The organism is Catellatospora sichuanensis (assembly GCF_007483665.1).
GTDB classification, from domain to species: Bacteria; Actinomycetota; Actinomycetes; order Mycobacteriales; family Micromonosporaceae; genus Catellatospora; species Catellatospora sichuanensis.
The window spans coordinates 374,291-390,845 of record NZ_VIQO01000010.1 but is presented as its reverse complement, the minus strand read 5'-3'; the positions used below and the strand labels follow the sequence as shown (position 1 = coordinate 390,845).

At 71.4% G+C, this 16,555-nt stretch carries 17 protein-coding genes; 10 read left to right on the top strand and 7 right to left on the bottom strand.

Going from position 1 to position 16,555, the window contains the following annotated elements; translation table 11 throughout:
- The 4 genes from FLL47_RS21730 to FLL47_RS21720 all read left to right on the top strand — a co-directional run.
- The coding region (locus FLL47_RS21730) for a multifunctional oxoglutarate decarboxylase/oxoglutarate dehydrogenase thiamine pyrophosphate-binding subunit/dihydrolipoyllysine-residue succinyltransferase subunit (protein WP_144122352.1) at positions 1-3,463 on the top strand (3,463 nt) is incomplete at its 5' end.
- Positions 3,464-3,547: 84 nt separating this feature from the next.
- Complete coding sequence (locus FLL47_RS43030) at positions 3,548-3,724, top strand: DUF6104 family protein (RefSeq protein ID WP_170213164.1); 177 nt, start codon at positions 3,548-3,550, stop codon at positions 3,722-3,724.
- 213 nt (positions 3,725-3,937) lie between these two features.
- Entirely contained in the window at positions 3,938-6,016 is a 2,079-nt protein-coding gene (gene pta, locus FLL47_RS21725; RefSeq protein ID WP_144122351.1) for a phosphate acetyltransferase, read from the top strand.
- Positions 6,013-7,107, top strand: coding sequence for an acetate kinase (locus FLL47_RS21720; RefSeq protein WP_144122350.1), 1,095 nt, complete (start codon positions 6,013-6,015; stop codon positions 7,105-7,107). The genes pta and FLL47_RS21720 overlap by 4 nt, the downstream gene beginning before the upstream one ends.
- A gap of 70 nt (positions 7,108-7,177) precedes the next feature.
- Here FLL47_RS21720 and FLL47_RS21715 read toward each other — a convergent pair whose 3' ends face one another.
- Complete coding sequence (locus FLL47_RS21715; RefSeq protein ID WP_144122349.1) at positions 7,178-7,651, bottom strand: LysM peptidoglycan-binding domain-containing protein; 474 nt, start codon at positions 7,649-7,651, stop codon at positions 7,178-7,180.
- 142 nt (positions 7,652-7,793) lie between these two features.
- Between FLL47_RS21715 and FLL47_RS21710 the strand changes: the two genes are divergently transcribed.
- Complete coding sequence (locus FLL47_RS21710; RefSeq protein WP_144122348.1) at positions 7,794-8,339, top strand: GNAT family N-acetyltransferase; 546 nt, start codon at positions 7,794-7,796, stop codon at positions 8,337-8,339.
- 42 nt (positions 8,340-8,381) lie between these two features.
- Positions 8,382-8,666 (top strand): hypothetical protein, encoded by a 285-nt coding sequence (locus FLL47_RS21705; RefSeq protein WP_144122347.1) that lies wholly within the window; start codon positions 8,382-8,384, stop codon positions 8,664-8,666.
- A 10-nt stretch (positions 8,667-8,676) separates the two neighbouring features.
- On the opposite strand, the gene FLL47_RS21700 is transcribed toward FLL47_RS21705, so the two are convergent.
- The 3 genes from FLL47_RS21700 to FLL47_RS21690 form a co-directional block, all read right to left on the bottom strand.
- Entirely contained in the window at positions 8,677-9,648 is a 972-nt protein-coding gene (locus FLL47_RS21700) for a zinc-binding dehydrogenase (RefSeq protein ID WP_144122346.1), read from the bottom strand.
- A gap of 350 nt (positions 9,649-9,998) precedes the next feature.
- A complete protein-coding gene (locus FLL47_RS21695) occupies positions 9,999-11,123 on the bottom strand; it encodes an NAD(P)-dependent malic enzyme (RefSeq protein WP_144122402.1) in 1,125 nt (374 codons plus the stop codon).
- A 223-nt stretch (positions 11,124-11,346) separates the two neighbouring features.
- A complete protein-coding gene (locus tag FLL47_RS21690; protein ID WP_144122345.1) occupies positions 11,347-11,736 on the bottom strand; it encodes a S24/S26 family peptidase in 390 nt (129 codons plus the stop codon).
- A gap of 37 nt (positions 11,737-11,773) precedes the next feature.
- Here FLL47_RS21690 and sodN point away from each other — a divergent pair, with 37 nt between their 5' ends.
- The gene (gene sodN, locus FLL47_RS21685) at positions 11,774-12,184 is read left to right on the top strand and encodes a superoxide dismutase, Ni (RefSeq protein WP_144122344.1); all 411 of its coding nucleotides are present in this window, start codon (positions 11,774-11,776) and stop codon (positions 12,182-12,184) included.
- Between the two features lie 119 nt (positions 12,185-12,303).
- Positions 12,304-12,714, top strand: coding sequence for an ATP-binding protein (locus FLL47_RS21680; RefSeq protein ID WP_425457741.1), 411 nt, complete (start codon positions 12,304-12,306; stop codon positions 12,712-12,714).
- A 9-nt stretch (positions 12,715-12,723) separates the two neighbouring features.
- On the opposite strand, the gene FLL47_RS21675 is transcribed toward FLL47_RS21680, so the two are convergent.
- Positions 12,724-13,128 (bottom strand): hypothetical protein, encoded by a 405-nt coding sequence (locus tag FLL47_RS21675; protein WP_144122343.1) that lies wholly within the window; start codon positions 13,126-13,128, stop codon positions 12,724-12,726.
- 91 nt (positions 13,129-13,219) lie between these two features.
- Between FLL47_RS21675 and FLL47_RS21670 the strand changes: the two genes are divergently transcribed.
- Both FLL47_RS21670 and FLL47_RS21665 read left to right on the top strand, forming a co-directional pair.
- Positions 13,220-14,161, top strand: coding sequence for a diacylglycerol/lipid kinase family protein (locus tag FLL47_RS21670; protein WP_144122342.1), 942 nt, complete (start codon positions 13,220-13,222; stop codon positions 14,159-14,161).
- Positions 14,162-14,571: 410 nt separating this feature from the next.
- Positions 14,572-14,826: a WhiB family transcriptional regulator gene (locus tag FLL47_RS21665; RefSeq protein WP_120318209.1), complete on the top strand. Its 255-nt coding sequence runs from the start codon at positions 14,572-14,574 to the stop codon at positions 14,824-14,826.
- 170 nt (positions 14,827-14,996) lie between these two features.
- Here FLL47_RS21665 and FLL47_RS21660 read toward each other — a convergent pair whose 3' ends face one another.
- Both FLL47_RS21660 and FLL47_RS21655 read right to left on the bottom strand, forming a co-directional pair.
- Positions 14,997-15,740 (bottom strand): sirohydrochlorin chelatase, encoded by a 744-nt coding sequence (locus FLL47_RS21660; protein ID WP_144122341.1) that lies wholly within the window; start codon positions 15,738-15,740, stop codon positions 14,997-14,999.
- Positions 15,730-16,440, bottom strand: a complete 711-nt coding sequence (locus FLL47_RS21655) for a phosphoadenylyl-sulfate reductase (protein WP_144122340.1) — start codon at positions 16,438-16,440, stop codon at positions 15,730-15,732. Before FLL47_RS21655 ends, FLL47_RS21660 begins: the two co-directional genes overlap by 11 nt.
- Between the last annotated feature and the right edge of the window lie 115 nt (positions 16,441-16,555).

The window sequence follows — 16,555 nt, the reverse complement described above, 5'->3', positions numbered from 1 at the left end:
GGTCCCGGCGGCCACCACCGCGGCTCCGGCGGCCCCCGCCGCCACGCCCGCGCCCGTGGCCGCCGCGAAGCCGGCCCCTGCGCAGGCCAAGCCCGCCGAGAAGGCCGCGCCCGCCGGTGCGCAGGTCGTGCCGCTGCGCGGCATCGCCGCCAAGATCGTCGAGAACATGGACGCCTCGCTGGAGGTGCCGACCGCGACCAGCGTGCGCGCCGTTCCCGCCAAGCTGCTGTCCGACAACCGCATTGTGATCAACAATCACCTGCAGCGCGGCCGCGGCGGCAAGGTCAGCTTCACCCACCTCATCGGGTACGCGATGGTGCGGGCGATCGGCATGCACCCCGAGATGAACAACCACTTCGCCCAGGTCAACGGCAAGCCGTCGCTGATCAAGCCGGAGCACGTGAACCTCGGCATCGCCATCGACCTGGCCAAGCCCGACGGCTCGCGCAACCTGGTGGTGCCGTCCATCAAGGGCTGCGAGCAGATGGACTTCCGCCAGTTCTGGCAGGCGTACGAGGACGTGGTGCGCCGGGCTCGCAAGAACGAGCTGACCATGGACGACTACACCGGCACCACGACCTCGCTGACCAACCCGGGCGGCATCGGCACGGTGCACTCGATCCCGCGCCTGATGCAGGGCCAGAGCGCCATCATCGGCGTCGGCGCGATGGAGTACCCGGCGCCGTTCTCCGGCATGAGCGAGTCGCAGCTGGCAGACATGGCCGTCAGCAAGATCATCTCGCTGACCAGCACCTACGACCACCGGGTCATCCAGGGCGCGCAGTCCGGCGAGTTCCTCAAGGTGATGCACGAGCTGCTGCTCGGCGAGCACGGCTTCTACGACGAGATCTTCACCGCGCTGCGCATCCCGTACGAGCCGGTCCGCTGGGTGCGCGACATCGCGCACACCTCCGAGGGCCAGATCGACAAGGCCGCGCGGGTCATCGAGCTGATCCACTCCTACCGGGTCCGGGGCCACCTGATGGCCGACACCGACCCGCTGGAGTTCATGATCCGCAAGCACCCGGACCTGGACGTGCGCCAGCACGACCTGACCCTCTGGGACCTCGACCGCACGTTCCCGGTCGGCGGCTTCGCCGGCAAGGACGTGATGAAGCTGCGCGACATCCTGGGCGTGCTGCGCGACTCCTACTGCCGCCGCGTCGGCGTGGAGTACATGCACATCACCGACCCGGAGGAGCGCCGCTGGATCCAGCAGCGGGTGGAGCGCAAGTACACCAAGCCCACCCCCGAGGAGCAGCAGCACGTCCTGGGCCGGCTCAACGCCGCCGAGGCGTTCGAGACCTTCCTGCAGACCAAGTACGTCGGCCAGAAGCGGTTCTCGCTGGAGGGCGGCGAGTCGCTGATCCCGCTGCTCGACGAGATCCTGCAGGCCTCCGCCGAGGGCGGCCTGGACGAGGTCGTCATCGGCATGGCGCACCGCGGCCGGCTCAACGTGCTGGCCAACATCGTCGGCAAGCCGTACGAGAAGATCTTCGGCGAGTTCGAGGGCCACCTCGACCCGAAGACCGCGCAGGGCTCCGGCGACGTGAAGTACCACCTGGGCATGACCGGCAAGTTCACCTCGCCGGACGGGCAGTTCGCGACCACCGTGTCGCTGGCCGCCAACCCGTCGCACCTGGAGGCCGTGGACCCGGTGCTGGAGGGCATCGTCCGGGCCAAGCAGGACCGCCTCGACCTGGGCCTGCACGGCTACACCGTGCTGCCGCTGCTGGTGCACGGCGACGCCGCGTTCGCCGGCCAGGGTGTGGTCGCCGAGACGCTCAACCTGTCCCAGCTGCGCGGCTACCGCACCGGCGGCAGCGTGCACGTGGTCGTCAACAACCAGGTCGGCTTCACCACCGCCCCGGAATACAGCCGCTCGTCGCTGTACAGCACCGACGTCGCGCGCATGATCCAGGCGCCGATCTTCCACGTCAACGGCGACGACCCCGAGTCGGTGGTCCGCGTGGCGCGGCTGGCGTTCGAGTACCGCCAGGCGTTCAACAAGGACGTCGTGATCGACATGGTCTGCTACCGGCGCCGTGGTCACAACGAGGGCGACGACCCGTCGATGACCAACCCGCTGATGTACCAGATCATCGACACCAAGCGCTCGGTGCGCAAGCTCTACACCGAGGAGCTGATCGGCCGCGGTGACATCACCGTCGAGCAGGCCGAGGAAGCGCTGCGCGACTACCAGACGCAGCTGGAGACGGTGTTCAAGGCCACCCGCGACGCGGTCGCCGGGGTGTCCAGCCGGCTCACCCGGGCCCGCGAGGTGCTGCCGGAGCCGGTCGTCGCCACCGCGATCCCGACCGACCTGGTCCGTCGCATCGGCGAGGCGCACACCGCGCTGCCCGAGGGCTTCACCCCGCACAAGCGCATCCAGCAGCTGCTGGACAAGCGGGCGAAGATGTCGGTCGAGGGGGACATCGACTGGGGCTTCGGCGAGATCATCGCGTTCGCCTCGCTGCTGGCCCAGGGCGTGACCGTGCGCCTGTCCGGCCAGGACTCGCGCCGCGGCACCTTCGTGCAGCGGCACGCCGCGATCGTGGACGCGCTGACCGGCGCCGACTTCCTGCCCGCCACCGCGGTGGCCGCCGACGACGCCCGCTTCCACGTGCAGGACTCGCTGCTGAGCGAGTACGCCGCGCTCGGCTTCGAGTACGGCTACTCCGTCGAGGACACCAACGCGCTGGTGCTGTGGGAGGCGCAGTTCGGTGACTTCGTCAACGGCGCCCAGTCGGTGATCGACGAGTTCATCAGCTCGGGTGAGGTCAAGTGGGGCCAGCAGTCGAGCCTGGTGATGCTGCTGCCGCACGGCCACGAGGGCCAGGGCCCCGACCACACCTCGGGCCGCCCGGAGCGCTGGCTGCAGCTGGCCGCCGAGGACAACATGCGCGTCGCCATCCCGTCGACCCCGGCCAGCTACTTCCACCTGCTGCGCCGCCAGGCGCTGTCGGCCAAGCGCAAGCCGCTGGTGGTGTTCACGCCGAAGTCGCTGCTGCGCCACCGCCTCGCGGTGTCGTCGGTGGCCGACTTCACCGAGGGCACCTTCCGGCCGGTCATCGGCGAGACCGCGCAGCTCGACGCGGCGCAGGTCAAGCGGGTGCTGCTGTGCTCGGGCAAGGTCTACTACGACCTGGTCCAGGCGCGGCAGGAGCGCGGCGTCACGGACACCGCGATCATCCGCCTCGAGCAGCTCTACCCGCTGCCGGTGGACGAGCTCAAGGCGGAGCTGGCCAAGTACGCCGCGGCCGAGGACTTCTGCTGGGTGCAGGAGGAGCCGGCCAACCAGGGCGCGTGGTCGTTCGTCGCCCTGAACCTGCTGGAGCACCTGGACGGGGTGCGCATGCGCCGCATCTCCCGCCCGGCCGCCGCGGCCCCGGCCGTGGGCTCCACCAAGCTGCACGACGTCGAGCAGGCCGCGCTGCTGGAGGCGGCGCTGCCCCGCTCCTGAACACAGAGCGATCGAACACAGTGATGACCGCCGTCCCCGGCCCGCAGGCGCGGGGCGGGGACGGCGGCTTTTCCGGAGGATCCCATGTACTTCACCGACCGCGGCATCGAGGAGCTGGTCGAGCGCCGGGGCGACGAGCAGGTCACCCTGGAGTGGCTGGCCGAGCGCCTGCGCGACTTCATCGACCTGAACCCCGAGTTCGAGACGCCAGTCGAGCGCTTCGCCACCTGGCTCGCCCGCCTCGACGAGGACGACGAGTAGCAACCTTCCCCGCTTGAGCAATCAAGTGTGACGAGGGGCGTCCGACCCCGGTAATGTGCGTATCGCGTCGACAACTGTGCGCTCGGGGTTCGAGCAGAGCCAGGCGGTCGCCGACGTCGATGGGATCGCCGCCGCTTCGGTCGGCGTCGGCTGTAGATCTCCGACTAGGTTCCGGTCACCCCCGGGACTCGACCCCGGCGCAGGCCGTACGGTATGACTGTGGCTCGTGGCGTATATGTGACCGGCGTCGAGGCGGGCGGCGGCAAGTCTGCCGTGGCCCTGGGCCTCGCGGAACTGCTCAGCAGAAGGGTGCGCAGGCTGGGGGTGTTCCGCCCGCTCACCCGCGACGACGGCGAGACCGACCCGATCGTGGCGCTGCTGCGCAGCCGCTACGGCACGGTCGGCGCGGCCGGGCCGAGCTATCAGCACGCGTCGGAGCTGCTGGGCGCGCACCGCGTCGACGACCTCGTCGGCGAGATCCTGGAGCACTACCACGCGCTGGAGCGCTCCTGCGACGCGGTGATCGTGGTGGGCACCGACTTCGGCCGCACCCTGGGCGAGGGCCACGACGAGCCCGCCCTGCCCGAGGAGCTGCAGCTCAACCTGCGTATCGCGGGCGAGCTGGGGGCCTCGGTGCTGCCCGTGGTCAACGGGCACCGCCGCGACTCCGGCGACATCGCCGACGCCGTGCGCGCCGCGTTCTACGCCTGCGACGAGCTGCCGGTGCTGGCGGTGATCGCCAACCGGGTGGCGCCGGGCGCGGACTCGCGACTGCCGCTGCTGCCGGTGCCGGTGTACGCCATCCCGCAGCTGCCCGCCATCGCCGCGCCGACGGTCGCCGAGGTGGCCGCCGCGCTGCACGCCTCGCCGGTGCACGGCGCGACCCCGGGTGCGATGGCCCGGGACGTGGTCAGCGCCGTGGTGGGCGCGGCGTCGGTGCCCACCTTCCTGGAGCACCTGCGGGACAACTGCCTGGTGGTGACGCCCGGCGATCGGGCCGACCTGATCGTGGCCACGTTCGCCGCGCACCTGGGCGGCCAGGCCGCGGTGTCCGGCCTGCTGCTGACGCTGGGCGTGGAGCCGGACCCGCGGGTGGTGGCGCTGGTCAGCCGGTTCCGGGTGGAGCTGCCCATCTTCACGGTGCCCTCGGACAGCTACGACACCGTGGCCGCGCTGACCGGGCTGGAGGGCCGCCTGCGCGGCGACAACCAGCGCAAGGTCGACGCCGCGCTGGGCCTGTTCGAGTCGCACGTGGACTCGGTCGAGCTGGCCGGGCGGCTGGACCTGAGCCGGCCGGACCGGGTCACCCCGCTGATGTTCGAGTACGAGCTGATCGAGCGCGCCCGCGCCGACCGCCGCCACGTGGTGCTGCCGGAGGGCGTCGAGGAGCGCATCCTGCGCGCCGCCGAGGCGCTGAATCGCCGCGGCGTGTGCGACCTGACCCTGCTCGGCCCGGTGGACGAGATCGAGCAGCGGGCCCGTGAGCTGGGCCTGGACCTGGGCGACGCCCGGCTGGTCAATCCGGCGGACGCCCGCTGGCGCGCCGAGTTCGCGACCGAGTACGCCCGGATGCGCGCGCACAAGGGCATGACCCGCGACATCGCGTACGACCTGATGACGAACGTGAACTACTTCGGCACGATGATGGTGCACACCGGACGCGCCGACGCGATGGTCTCCGGCGCGGTGCACCCGACCGCGGACACCATCCGGCCCGCCTTCGAGATCATCAAGACGCAGCCGGGCGTGGGCGTCGCGTCCAGCGTGTTCTTCATGTGCCTGGCCGACCACGTGCTGGTGTACGGCGACTGCGCGATCAACCCGGACCCCACCCCGGAGCAGCTGGCCGACATCGCGGTCTCCTCCGCCGAGACGGCGGCCCGGTTCGGGGTGGAGCCGCGGGTGGCCATGCTGTCCTACTCGACCGGCGGCTCGGGGCAGGGTGCCGAGGTGGACAAGGTGGCCCTGGCCACCAAGCTGGTCCGCGAGCGCCGGCCGGACCTGCCGGTGGACGGCCCGATCCAGTACGACGCCGCGGTCGACCCGAGCGTCGCCGCGACCAAGCTGCCCGGCAGCGACGTGGCCGGCCGGGCCACCGTGCTGATCTTCCCGGACCTCAACACCGGCAACAACACGTACAAGGCCGTGCAGCGCTCGGCGGGCGCGGTCGCGGTGGGCCCGGTCATGCAGGGCCTGCGCAAGCCGGTGAACGACCTGTCCCGGGGCGCGACGGTACGCGACATCATCTCCACGGTGGCCATCACCGCCATCCAGTCGCAGGTGGTCTCATGAAGATCCTGGTACTGAACTGCGGCTCGGCCTCCGTGAAGTGGGGCCTCTACACCGACGGCAAGTCCATCGACGGCGGGCTGATCGAACGGGTCACCGACTGCGCCCAGGCGGTGCGCGAGGTGATCTTCTCCGCCGACGTGTCCGACCTGGACGGCATCGGGCACCGGGTGGTGCACGGCGGGCTGCGCTTCACCACGCCGACGCTCGTCGACGACGCGGTGCTGGAGGCGGTCACCCGGCTGGTCCCGCTGGCGCCGCTGCACAACCCGGTGAACCTGGAGGGCATCCGGATCGCCCGCGAGATGCTGCCCGGGGTGCCCCAGGTCGCCGTCTTCGACACGGCGTTCCACCGGACCCTCCCACCGGCGCAGGCGATGTACGCCATCGACATCGAGGTGGCCCAGGAGAACGGCATCGCCCGCTACGGCTTCCACGGCACGTCGCATGCGTACGTCTCGCACCGCACCGCCGAGCTGCTCGGCCGGGACCCGGCCGACGTCAACGTGATCACGCTGCACCTGGGCAACGGGGCCAGCGCCTGCGCGGTGCGCGGCGGGCGCAGCGTCGCCACCAGCATGGGCCTGAGCCCGCTGGAGGGCCTGGTGATGGGCAGCCGCAGCGGCAACATCGATCCCGCCGTGGTGTTCCACCTGCACCGCGTCGCCGGGATGTCCTTCGAGGCCATCGACGACCTGCTGAATCAGCGCAGCGGCCTGAAGGGCCTGTGCGGCGACAACGACATGCGCGAGGTGCTGCGGCGGCGCGACGAAGGCGACACTGCGGCCGCGCTCGCCTTCGACGTGTACTGCGAGCGCGTCAAGATGTACCTCGGCGGCTACTACGCGCTGCTGGGCCGGGTCGACGCGATCACCTTCACCGCGGGCGTGGGCGAGAACGCCGCCCCCGTGCGGGAGGCGTCGCTTTCCGGGCTGGATGCCCTGGGCATCGTGGTGGACCCCGCCCGCAATGCATCCGCCGAGCGGGGTGAGCGCCTGATCTCGCCCGAGGGCGCGTTCCCGGCCGTCTGTGTCGTCCCCACCGACGAGGAACTCGAGATCGCCAACCAGACCGCCGAGCTGCTGGCCCGCTGAACCGCGGGATCGTCACCGGACACGGCGCGGCGGCGGGCCGACCGGCCCGCCGCCGCGTGAGGTGCGCAGCTCAGTCGGGGATCTTCAGGACCACGCCGACGTTGATCATGTTCGGGTTGGCGATGTTGTTGGCCTTCGCGATCTTCATGTACTGCCGGCCGTCGCCGTAGTACTGCGCCGCGATGTCCCACAGCGTGTCGCCGGACTTCACCTTGTAGGTGCGCTCGGCCTTGGGCGCGGGCGGCGCCTTCGGTGTCGGGGCCGCGGGCTTGGCGGCCGCTGCCGGGGCCGCGGGCTTGGGCGCTGCCGCCGGCTCGGTGATCGGCGGCGCGGCCGGCGGGGGCGCGGCCGGCGGGGGCGCGGCCGGAGCAGGGGCGGCCTGCGGAGGCGCCGCCTGGGCCTGGGCCTGCGCCTGGGCTTCCTGCGCCTTCTTCGCCTCCTCCTCTTCCTTCTTCTTCTTGCCCCACTTGAACGGGTTCATGAAGCCCGCGGCCTCATGCTCCAGGTCGTCCAGACGCCCCTCTTTGTCCTGCGGCTCGCTCATCAGTCCCCCCGTGTCTGTGATTGATCACGATGCCCGACGCCAGACTAGCGCCGTTTGAAACCGTTTCGGACTGGTTCGCCGGAACCCCGGATGGGGCAGAATGGCCTCCGTTCGTGATCACCGGCACGGAAAGAGGACCAGCATGTTCGCACTCCCCCTCGGCGACGGCGCAGAGCTGCGGCCGCTGGAGCCGTGGCAGGCCGAGGAGTTCCTGGCGCACATGGATCGCGCGCGGGCCGACGTCGACCCGTGGATCCCGTGGGCGAGCCGCTCCACCGATCTGGACTCGGCCCGCGCCACCCTGCAGCGCTATGCCGACATGCAGGCCGCGGGCACCGGCCGCATCCTCGGCATCTGGCTGGACGGCACGCTGGTGGGCGGCACCATGCTGTTCAGCGTCAACGCCGAGTTCGGCAACGGCGAGATCGGGGTATGGCTGGAGCCGGCGGGCCAGGGCCGCGGGCTCATCACCCGGGCGTGCCGAGCACTGCTCGACTGGGCGTTCCGGGAGCGCGGCCTGAGCCGGGTGGAGTGGCAGACCCGGCCGGACAACGCGCGCAGCCTGGCCGTGGCGGCCCGGCTGGGGATGACCCGGGAGGGCGTGCTGCGCGAGTCCTACCCGTACCGCGGCAAGCGGCACGACAGCGAGGTCTGGTCGGTGCTGGCCCGCGAGTGGACCTCCGCCTGAGACCGGGCTTGCGCATCCTGATCGGACAGAGCATCATCGACAATGTCGATGAACGTCTTCGTCGACGAGCGAGTCTGGGGAGGATGCGTGCACGAGCCGACCACGCGGGCAGCTGCCGTCGGGCAGCGCGACGGGCGAGCGGAGCGCGGTGAGGACGGCGGCCGGGCGGCATACCCCCGGGTCTCGCCATGCCTGCACTGCGCCCGCCCGGTGCTGCGCGACAACGACGCCCGCTGGATCCACGCGGATCTGAGCTACGTCTGCCGCGACCCGTGGGGCGGGCTGACGGCCACCACCGCGGAGCCGTCGCCGACCCCGCGGACGTGACACGGCGGGCTCAGCCCTGGTGGTCGAGCACGATCTTGCCGAAGCCCGCGCCCGCGGCCAGCCGCTCGAAGGCCCCGCGCGCGTCGGCGAAGTCGAAGACGGTGTCCACCACCGGCGCGATCTTCCGGGCCGCCATCAGCTCCAGCAGCGCCGCCAGCTCGTCCCGGGTGCCCATGGTCGAGCCGACGACCTCCTGCTGCAGGAAGAAGATCCGGCGCAGGTCCACCGTGGCCAGATGCCCGGAGGTCGAGCCGGACACCACGATGCGGCCGCCCGGCTTCGTGCTCTTCACGGAGTGGTCGAAGGTGGCCTCGCCGACGGTCTCCACGACCACGTCGACGCGCTCGGGCAGCCGCTCTCCCGGTGCCAGCACGGTCGCACCCAGCCCCGCGGCGCTCTCCCGCTTGGCAGCGTCCCGGCTGGTCGCGTAGACCCGCGCGCCGAGCGCCTGGGCCAGCACCACGGCCGCGGTGGCCACGCCGCCGCCCGCGCCCTGGACCAGCACGCTGCCACCGGCCGCCAGCCGTCCGCGCGTGGTGAGCATGCGGTATGCCGTCAGCCACGCCGTCGGCAGGCACGCCGCGTCCGTCCAGGTCATACCCTCCGGCTTGGGTACCAGGTTGCGCCGCGGCACCGTCACCAGGTCGGCCAGGGTGCCCTGGTGACGCTCGGAGAGCAACGAACGCTTCGGGTCCAGCGTCTCGTCGCCGTCTCCGGCCGCCGGGTCGCCGATCACCGCGTGCACGACGACCTCGTTGCCGTCCTCGTCGATCCCGGCCGCGTCGCAGCCCAGGATCATCGGCAGCTGCTCGGCGGACAGGCCCACGCCGCGCAGCGACCACAGGTCGTGGTGGTTGAGCGCGCTGGCCATCACACGCACGGTGGTCCAGCCCTCGGTGGCCTGCGGCTCGGGCCGCTCGCCCACCACGAGCCCCGCCAGCGGATTGTCCGGATTGATCGACTCGGCATAGACGGCACGCATGACCCGACGCTAACAGCCACCCCGACCGCCCGCCGGACCGCCCTGAGCCTCCGTTCAGGAGTCTTCGCCCGGCATCGCGCCGGCAGTTTCGGGGAAACTGCGGCTGTCGCGCGGCCGATGGCTGCAGTTTCCCCGAAACTGCAGCCATCCACCCCCGGTCGCCCGGCGATGGACAGGGCGGGGCCGGGTGAACCTGGGTTCGGCAGGCTGGGTCGGCGCGATTCGACGGTGCCCCGGGTCGAGATCGCCCTGGGCGGCCTGTCGCGGTTCGGGGCAGGCGGGGCGGGAGTCGGGCCCCGGCCTGACCGCGGTGGCGGCTTCAGCGGGGCCCGACGGCCCCGCAGGGCCGGTCAGGCGCGTACCACGCCCTCGCGGCGCGCGGCGTCGGCCACGGCGGCGGCTACCGCGGGGGCCACCCGCGGGTCGAGCGCGCTGGGCACGATGGCCTCGGCGGACAGCTCGGCGGCGACCACGTCGGCGATGGCCGTCGCCGCGGCCAGCTTCATGCCCTCGGTGATCCGGGTCGCGCGGGCCTCGAGCGCGCCGCGGAAGATGCCCGGGAAGGCCAGCACGTTGTTGATCTGGTTCGGGAAGTCGCTGCGCCCGGTGGCCACCACCGCGGCGTACCGCCCGGCCACGTCCGGGTGCACCTCGGGCGTCGGGTTGGCCAGCGCGAAGATCATCGCGCCGGGGGCCATCCCGGCCACCGCCCGCTCGGGGATCTGCCCGCCGGACACGCCGATCAGCACGTCCGCGCCGTCCAGTGCGGCCTCGATACCGCCGCTGACGCCGCCCGCGTTGGTGCGCTCGGCAAGCTCGGCCTTCGCCGAACCGGGCACCAGGTCGGCCCGCCCGGCGTGGATCGCGCCGCGCGAGTCGCACACGATCACCGCGGACGCCTCGACCCCGCCCGCGATCAGCATCTTCGTGACCGCGACCCCGGCCGCGCCGGCCCCGGAGACCACCACGCGCAGGTCGCACAGCTTGCGGTCGAGCAGCGTCGCCGCGTTGCGCAGGGCCGCGAACACGACGACCGCCGTGCCGTGCTGGTCGTCGTGGAACACCGGGATGTCCAGCGCTTCGACCAGCCGCCGCTCGATCTCGAAGCAGCGCGGCGCGGCGATGTCCTCCAGGTTGATCCCGCCGAAGCTGGGCGCGAGCGCTTTGACGATCGACACGATCTCGTCGGTGTCCTGGGTGTCCAGGCACACCGGCACCGCGTCCACCCCGCCGAACTGCTTGAACAGGACGGCCTTGCCCTCCATCACGGGCATCGCCGCGCGCGGGCCGATGTTGCCCAGGCCGAGCACCGCCGAGCCGTCGGTCACCACCGCGACCGTGTGTCCGACCCAGGTGTAGTCGTCCATCAGGGCCGGGTTCGCCGCGATCGCCTCGCACACCAGTGCGACGCCGGGCGTGTAGGCGAGGGAGAGGTCTTCTCTGGTACTCAGGGGCACCGTACTGGCGACGGCCATCTTGCCGCCCCGGTGCCGCTCGAAAGCTGGATGATCCACTTTGGACTCCCACGATGACAACGCACACGAGCCGGTCGGTTCAACGACGGGTCAGCGTTGACACGGCGCGGCGAGGTCACGGGGTTCTCCCGAGGTCAGGAGTCTAGACCCGGACCCGCACTTGATCAACGATCGGGGCAGCCGGTCGTGGAGCATTTCACACCTGGTGGGGACGGTGTCCGGTTCACGTTTCTTCATTCATCGGCCCGGGCTGCGGGCCGGACGGCCCCCGGCCCAGCCGACCCGGCCGCGGCCAGTACCGGCACAGCACCCGGCCGAGCACGTCGGCCACGCCGTACGCCCGCGAGTCGTCGGTGACCAGGTCGTTGTCCCCGATCAGCCACCACCCGCCGTCCTGGGCCCGCCGGACGCGCTTGACCACCAGCAGGCCGGGTCGGGACCGGAAGCGCGCGACCACCACGTCGCCTGCGCGCACCGGCCGGCCGCCGCGGCGCACCAGCAGCATGTCGCCGTGCCGCAGGGTCGGCGCCATGGACGGTCCTTGCACGAGTACGGGAAACAGCGGCCAGCGCAACTGAGCCTCCCCGGCGGAGTAGGGTCGCAAGGGGATCATTGTCCCGTTCAGACCACGTACCTCATGGAGGATCCTGATGCAGTTCTTGAAAGGACGCAGCCTGAAGCCGCGCACGGTGGTCAGTGCTCACTGCGACCTGCCGTGTGGCGTCTACGACCCGGCCCAGGCCCGGATCGAGGCCGAGTCGATCAAGGCCATCTGCGAGAAGTACCAGGCCAACACCGACCCGGAGTTCCGCACCCGGGCGCTGATCATCAAGGAGCAGCGGGCCGAGCTGGTCAAGCACCACCTGTGGGTGCTGTGGACCGACTACTTCAAGGCACCGCACTTCGAGAAGTACCCGAACCTGAACCAGCTGTTCAACGAGGCCACCAAGCTGGCCGGCGCCGGTGGCACCAAGGGTCAGGCCGACCCGGCGGTCGCCGAGCAGCTGCTGGGCAAGATCGAGGAGATCTCCAAGATCTTCTGGGAGACCAAGCAGGCCTGAGCCTGGACGTCAGCGCCGACGTATGCCGGGTGGCCCGGACGGCCACCCGGCATCACCGGACGACGAGTGCGCACAACCCCCCGGCTATGAGCTAGGCTCCGCGCGGGGGGTTGGGCCAGGTGAGTCAGATTCTGCAACCGGCGGCGACGGCGCTTACCGACAACGTCGTCGCTGTCACCGTGCCTGCCGACGGCGGCTGGCTGGGCGTGCTGCGCACGGCGACCGCGGGCCTCGCCGCCCGCCTCCGCTTCGCCGGCGACAAGATCGAGGACCTGCGCATCGCCGTCGACGAGGCCTGCGCGATGCTGCTGGTCATCGCACCGCCCGGCGGGCAGCTGCACTGCCGCTTCGAGATCGGCGACACCGAGCTGACGGTGGCCATCTCCGCGCCGGTCAACGGCAAGAAGAAGCTCCCGGACCCCTCCGCGTTCGCCTGGAAGGTCCTCAGCGGCCTGACCTCACGCGTCGACGCCGAGCAGTCCGACGGCCGCGCCACCATCCGCCTGGTCACCGAGCTCCCCACGTCCTGACCGCTCCGGTCAGCGGGGGTTCCAGCCGAGCCAGCGGGTGGTCGTGGGGGCCAGGATCAGGGCCATCACGGCCAGCGCGCCGAGCAGGACGGTCCAGCCGAGTTGGGGCATACCGCCGTTGATCATGAAGTACGCCGGGGCGCACAGCATCAGCTCCAGCGCGAGCGAGGGACCGCGGGCGCCGGGCCGGCGGCGGCTCAGCGCGCGGGCGAGGCCGCCCAGGCTGCCCGCGATGGCCAGCGCGAACACCGTCACCCCGAGCGCCAGCCGGGTGTCGGCGGCGTCGGCGGTCAGGTCGGCGTAGATCAGCACCGCGCCCAGCACGGTGACCGCCAGCGCCTGCAGCCCCATCAGCGCCACCGCGCCGTACAGGGTGGCGGGCGGGCGGGCGGTGGTCGTTTCGGCGGCGGACATGAATGACACCCTAGCGAACATGCGGTGGCCACCGTCTCGCCGCGTGCGGGCGGCGTAACGCGAGGTCACCGCACCCGGTACATTCCCGGTCATGCGAGGTCTGCTCGTCGTCAATCCCAAGGCGACCACCACGTCCGCCCGTACCCGGGACGTGCTGGCCGGTGCCCTGCGCAGTGAGATGGAGCTGACCCTCGGCTTCACCCGCCGCCGCGGGCACGGTTTCGACCTCGCCCGCGACGCGGCCGCGGGAGGCGTCGACGTGGTCATCGCGCTGGGCGGCGACGGCACCGTCAACGAGGTCGTCAACGGTCTGATGGCGGCGCAGCGGGGCACCGGGACTCCGGCCCTGGCCGTGGTGCCCGGTGGCTCGACCAACGTCTTCGTGCGCGCCCTGGGCCTGCCCAGGTACGCGGTCGACGCCACCTCGGTGATCCTCAAGGCGCTCCGCCGCGGCACCAGCCGCCGGGTCAGCCTGGGGCTGGCCGACGACCGCTACTTCACCTTCTGCGCGGGCCTCGGCCTCGACGCCGCCGTGGTGCGCCGGGTGGAGCAGGCGCGGCGCAAGGGCCGCCGGTCCACCCCCGGCCTCTACCTGCGCTCCACGCTCGGGCAGTACTTCGTCGAGGGCCGGCGCGCGCCGGGCATCACCCTGGAGGAGACGGGTGCGGAGCCCGCGGACGGCCTGGCGAACGTGATCGTGCAGAACACCGCGCCGTGGACCTATCTGGGGGACCGGGCGATCCACGCCAGCCCGCGCGCGTCGTTCGACGGCGGGCTCGATGTTCTTGCGCTGCAAGCCCTCCACCTGCCGAGCACCCTCCATACGGTCACGCAGATGTTGGCCCACCAGCCGGACGACCCCGACGAACGGGGCGATGTCACCGGAAAGAAGATCATGGTGCGCCACGATCTGGCGGAGTTCGTCGTCCGTTGCGCCACCCCGCAGGCGTTCCAACTCGACGGGGACTACCTAGGTGAACGCGAAAAGGTGAAATTCACCGCTGTGCCCGGGGCACTGCGCGTAATCTGCTAAGAGTCGCTGTCGAAAGGCAGCGCAACGCAGACGTGTGTCAATGGGCACACGTGACACACGCTGGAAATACTGGCGGCCTATTACGCCCCGTACTACATTGATCACTGACTGTCGGATGGCAGGGGTCAGGGTAACGCCCGGTGATCCGGACAAAACGGTCGTGAGCTTGCTCACCCGTCTGTCCTAATTTCCGGCACCCCCCTTGACATCGTGGGAGTTCGTGAAAGCATTCACAAGCGTACCGAGCGCTGAACCTGTTGCTCCTACACGCGCTGCTGATTTCGGTAGCGGTCCGTAACCAGATCGGATCGCATCCAAATCGCTTCACGCGCGTTCGCATACAGAGAAGCCCGAACGTACCAAACCAAGCGTTAGCAATTTCCACTGCCATCACAAGGAGTGTTTCCGCCATGGACTGGCGCCACCATTCGGTCTGCCGTGACGAAGACCCGGAGCTGTTCTTCCCCATTGGGACGTCCGGCCCTGCGCTACTTCAGGTCGAGCAGGCCAAGAAGGTGTGCGGGCGGTGCCCCGTCTCCACCGAGTGCCTCAAGTGGGCGCTGGAGACCGGGCAGGACGCGGGTGTCTGGGGTGGGATGAGCGAAGAGGAGCGGCGCGCCGTCAAGCGCCGCGGCGGCCTTCGGGTCCGCGCACACTCGCTCTGAGCACCCGCGAAACCGCAAACGCCTTCACCGAAAAACGTAGAAAGCCCCGAGCGCCGATGCTCCGGGGCTTTTACGTTGTCCGGAACCCGACGCGTGACCGCGAGGACGTACGGGCACGAAACGGGCTGTGAGCACGGACGTACGGCGGGTGATGAGCTGCGGAAACCGGCTCAGACGGCCAACAGGGCGCGTTGTGGCGCGACCTCGTCCACGCGGTGCAGCACCAGCCGAACGAGCTCCCTCGACGCTCCCAGCGGGGCGGCCGCCCCGATGGCGCCCGCGGCACGGGCGTCTGCGGTCACGGCTTCGTAGAGACGGCCCGGCGCGAGGAAGTACGAGGCCACCGCCACCCGGCGCGCCCCGCGGGCCCGCAGCACCGCAACGGCCTCGCCGCCTGTAGGGGCGGCCGCGCTGGCGTACGCCGTGCTGCACGGCACGCCCAGTCGCAGCGTGAGCGCCCCGGCGACGTCGTCGACCATGGCCCGGCCCGACGCCACGCTGGTGCCCGCCGCGGCGAGCACCACCGCGTCGTAATCGGCGACGGACTCGTGCAGCCGCCGGATCAGACCGGCCAGCAGCGGCTCGGACACCTCGCCCAGGGTGTCGGAGATCGCGCAGTCGAACCCGGCGACCTGGGCGGGCAGGTCCACCCGGCCGTGGTAGGCCCGGGTCAGCAGCAGCGGGACCACCACGGGCGGTGGCTCTCCCGCCGCCCGCAGCGCAGCCAGCACGTCGGCCGGGCGCGGATCGGCCAGCTCCAGGAACGCCACCCGCACGTCCAGGCCGGGACGCGCCGCGGCGACCGCGCGGGCCAGGGCCCGGGTCGCGGCCTGCGCCCGCGGGTCACGGGAACCGTGCGCGACCAGCACCACGGGCGCTGCCGTGGTGCCGGCCGCCGACGGATCAGGCCGCATGCAGACCGCACTCGGTCTTGTCGAACATGGCCCAGCGGCCGGCGCGGGCGTCCTCGCCGGGCTGGATGCGCCGGGTGCACGGCCAGCAGCCGACCGAGCCGTAGCCGGAGTTCAGCAGCTGGTTCACCGGGATGTCGTAGCGGGCGATGTACTGGTCCACCTCGGCCTGGGTCCAGGTGGCCAGCGGGTTGACCTTCACCTTGCCGCGGGCCTGCTCGAAGTGGACCACCGGCGTGTTGGCGCGCGTCGGCGACTCGTCCCGGCGCAGGCCGGCAGCCCACGCGTCGTACTCCGACAGCGCGTCCTCCAGCGGCTTCACCTTGCGCAGGTAGCAGCACGAGTCCGGGTCGCGGGAGTAGAGGCGGGGGCCGAAGCGCTCGTCCTGCTCGGCGACGCTGATCTCGGGGCGCACCGTCACCACGGTCACCGGGATGGTGCGGGCGACCTGGTCGCGCACCCGCAGCGTCTCCGGGAAGTGCAGGCCCGTGTCGAGGAAGACGACCTCCACGCCGGGCACCACCCGGGCGGCCACGTGGGCCAGCACCGCGTCGGCCATGGAACTGGTGACGCAGAAGCGGGGACCGAACGTCTCGGCGGCCCAGCCGATGATCTCCTCGGCCGGCGCGCCCTCCAGCTCGGCTCCGGCACGGCCGGCCAGATCCATCAGCTCGGCGGTGGAACGTCGCACGTCGACGGTCATTGCGTCACCCTCCCCAGCAGTCCGATCATCTTCAGTGCGAAAACCCTGCGGCATGCTCGGCACTCCCACTGCCCGTGTGTGCTGGCGGGCTCTGCATCCTCGTTCTCGGGACCCG

Excerpts from the sequence above, each read along its gene's own strand:
- FLL47_RS21655 (WP_144122340.1), bottom strand. The coding sequence starts at position 16,440 with ATGACCGTCGACGTGCGACGTTCCACCGCCGAGCTGATGGATCTGGCC.
- FLL47_RS21695 (WP_144122402.1), bottom strand. The coding sequence starts at position 11,123 with ATGGCCGTCGCCAGTACGGTGCCCCTGAGTACCAGAGAAGACCTCTCC.
- FLL47_RS21700 (WP_144122346.1), bottom strand. The coding sequence starts at position 9,648 with ATGCGTGCCGTCTATGCCGAGTCGATCAATCCGGACAATCCGCTGGCG.
- sodN (WP_144122344.1), top strand. The coding sequence starts at position 11,774 with ATGCAGTTCTTGAAAGGACGCAGCCTGAAGCCGCGCACGGTGGTCAGT.
- FLL47_RS21710 (WP_144122348.1), top strand. The coding sequence starts at position 7,794 with ATGTTCGCACTCCCCCTCGGCGACGGCGCAGAGCTGCGGCCGCTGGAG.
- FLL47_RS21665 (WP_120318209.1), top strand. The coding sequence starts at position 14,572 with ATGGACTGGCGCCACCATTCGGTCTGCCGTGACGAAGACCCGGAGCTG.
- FLL47_RS21670 (WP_144122342.1), top strand. The coding sequence starts at position 13,220 with ATGCGAGGTCTGCTCGTCGTCAATCCCAAGGCGACCACCACGTCCGCC.
- FLL47_RS43030 (WP_170213164.1), top strand. The coding sequence starts at position 3,548 with ATGTACTTCACCGACCGCGGCATCGAGGAGCTGGTCGAGCGCCGGGGC.
- FLL47_RS21660 (WP_144122341.1), bottom strand. The coding sequence starts at position 15,740 with ATGCGGCCTGATCCGTCGGCGGCCGGCACCACGGCAGCGCCCGTGGTG.
- pta (WP_144122351.1), top strand. The coding sequence starts at position 3,938 with ATGACTGTGGCTCGTGGCGTATATGTGACCGGCGTCGAGGCGGGCGGC.
- FLL47_RS21720 (WP_144122350.1), top strand. The coding sequence starts at position 6,013 with ATGAAGATCCTGGTACTGAACTGCGGCTCGGCCTCCGTGAAGTGGGGC.
- FLL47_RS21690 (WP_144122345.1), bottom strand. The coding sequence starts at position 11,736 with ATGATCCCCTTGCGACCCTACTCCGCCGGGGAGGCTCAGTTGCGCTGG.
- FLL47_RS21715 (WP_144122349.1), bottom strand. The coding sequence starts at position 7,651 with ATGAGCGAGCCGCAGGACAAAGAGGGGCGTCTGGACGACCTGGAGCAT.
- FLL47_RS21675 (WP_144122343.1), bottom strand. The coding sequence starts at position 13,128 with ATGTCCGCCGCCGAAACGACCACCGCCCGCCCGCCCGCCACCCTGTAC.
- FLL47_RS21705 (WP_144122347.1), top strand. The coding sequence starts at position 8,382 with ATGTCGATGAACGTCTTCGTCGACGAGCGAGTCTGGGGAGGATGCGTG.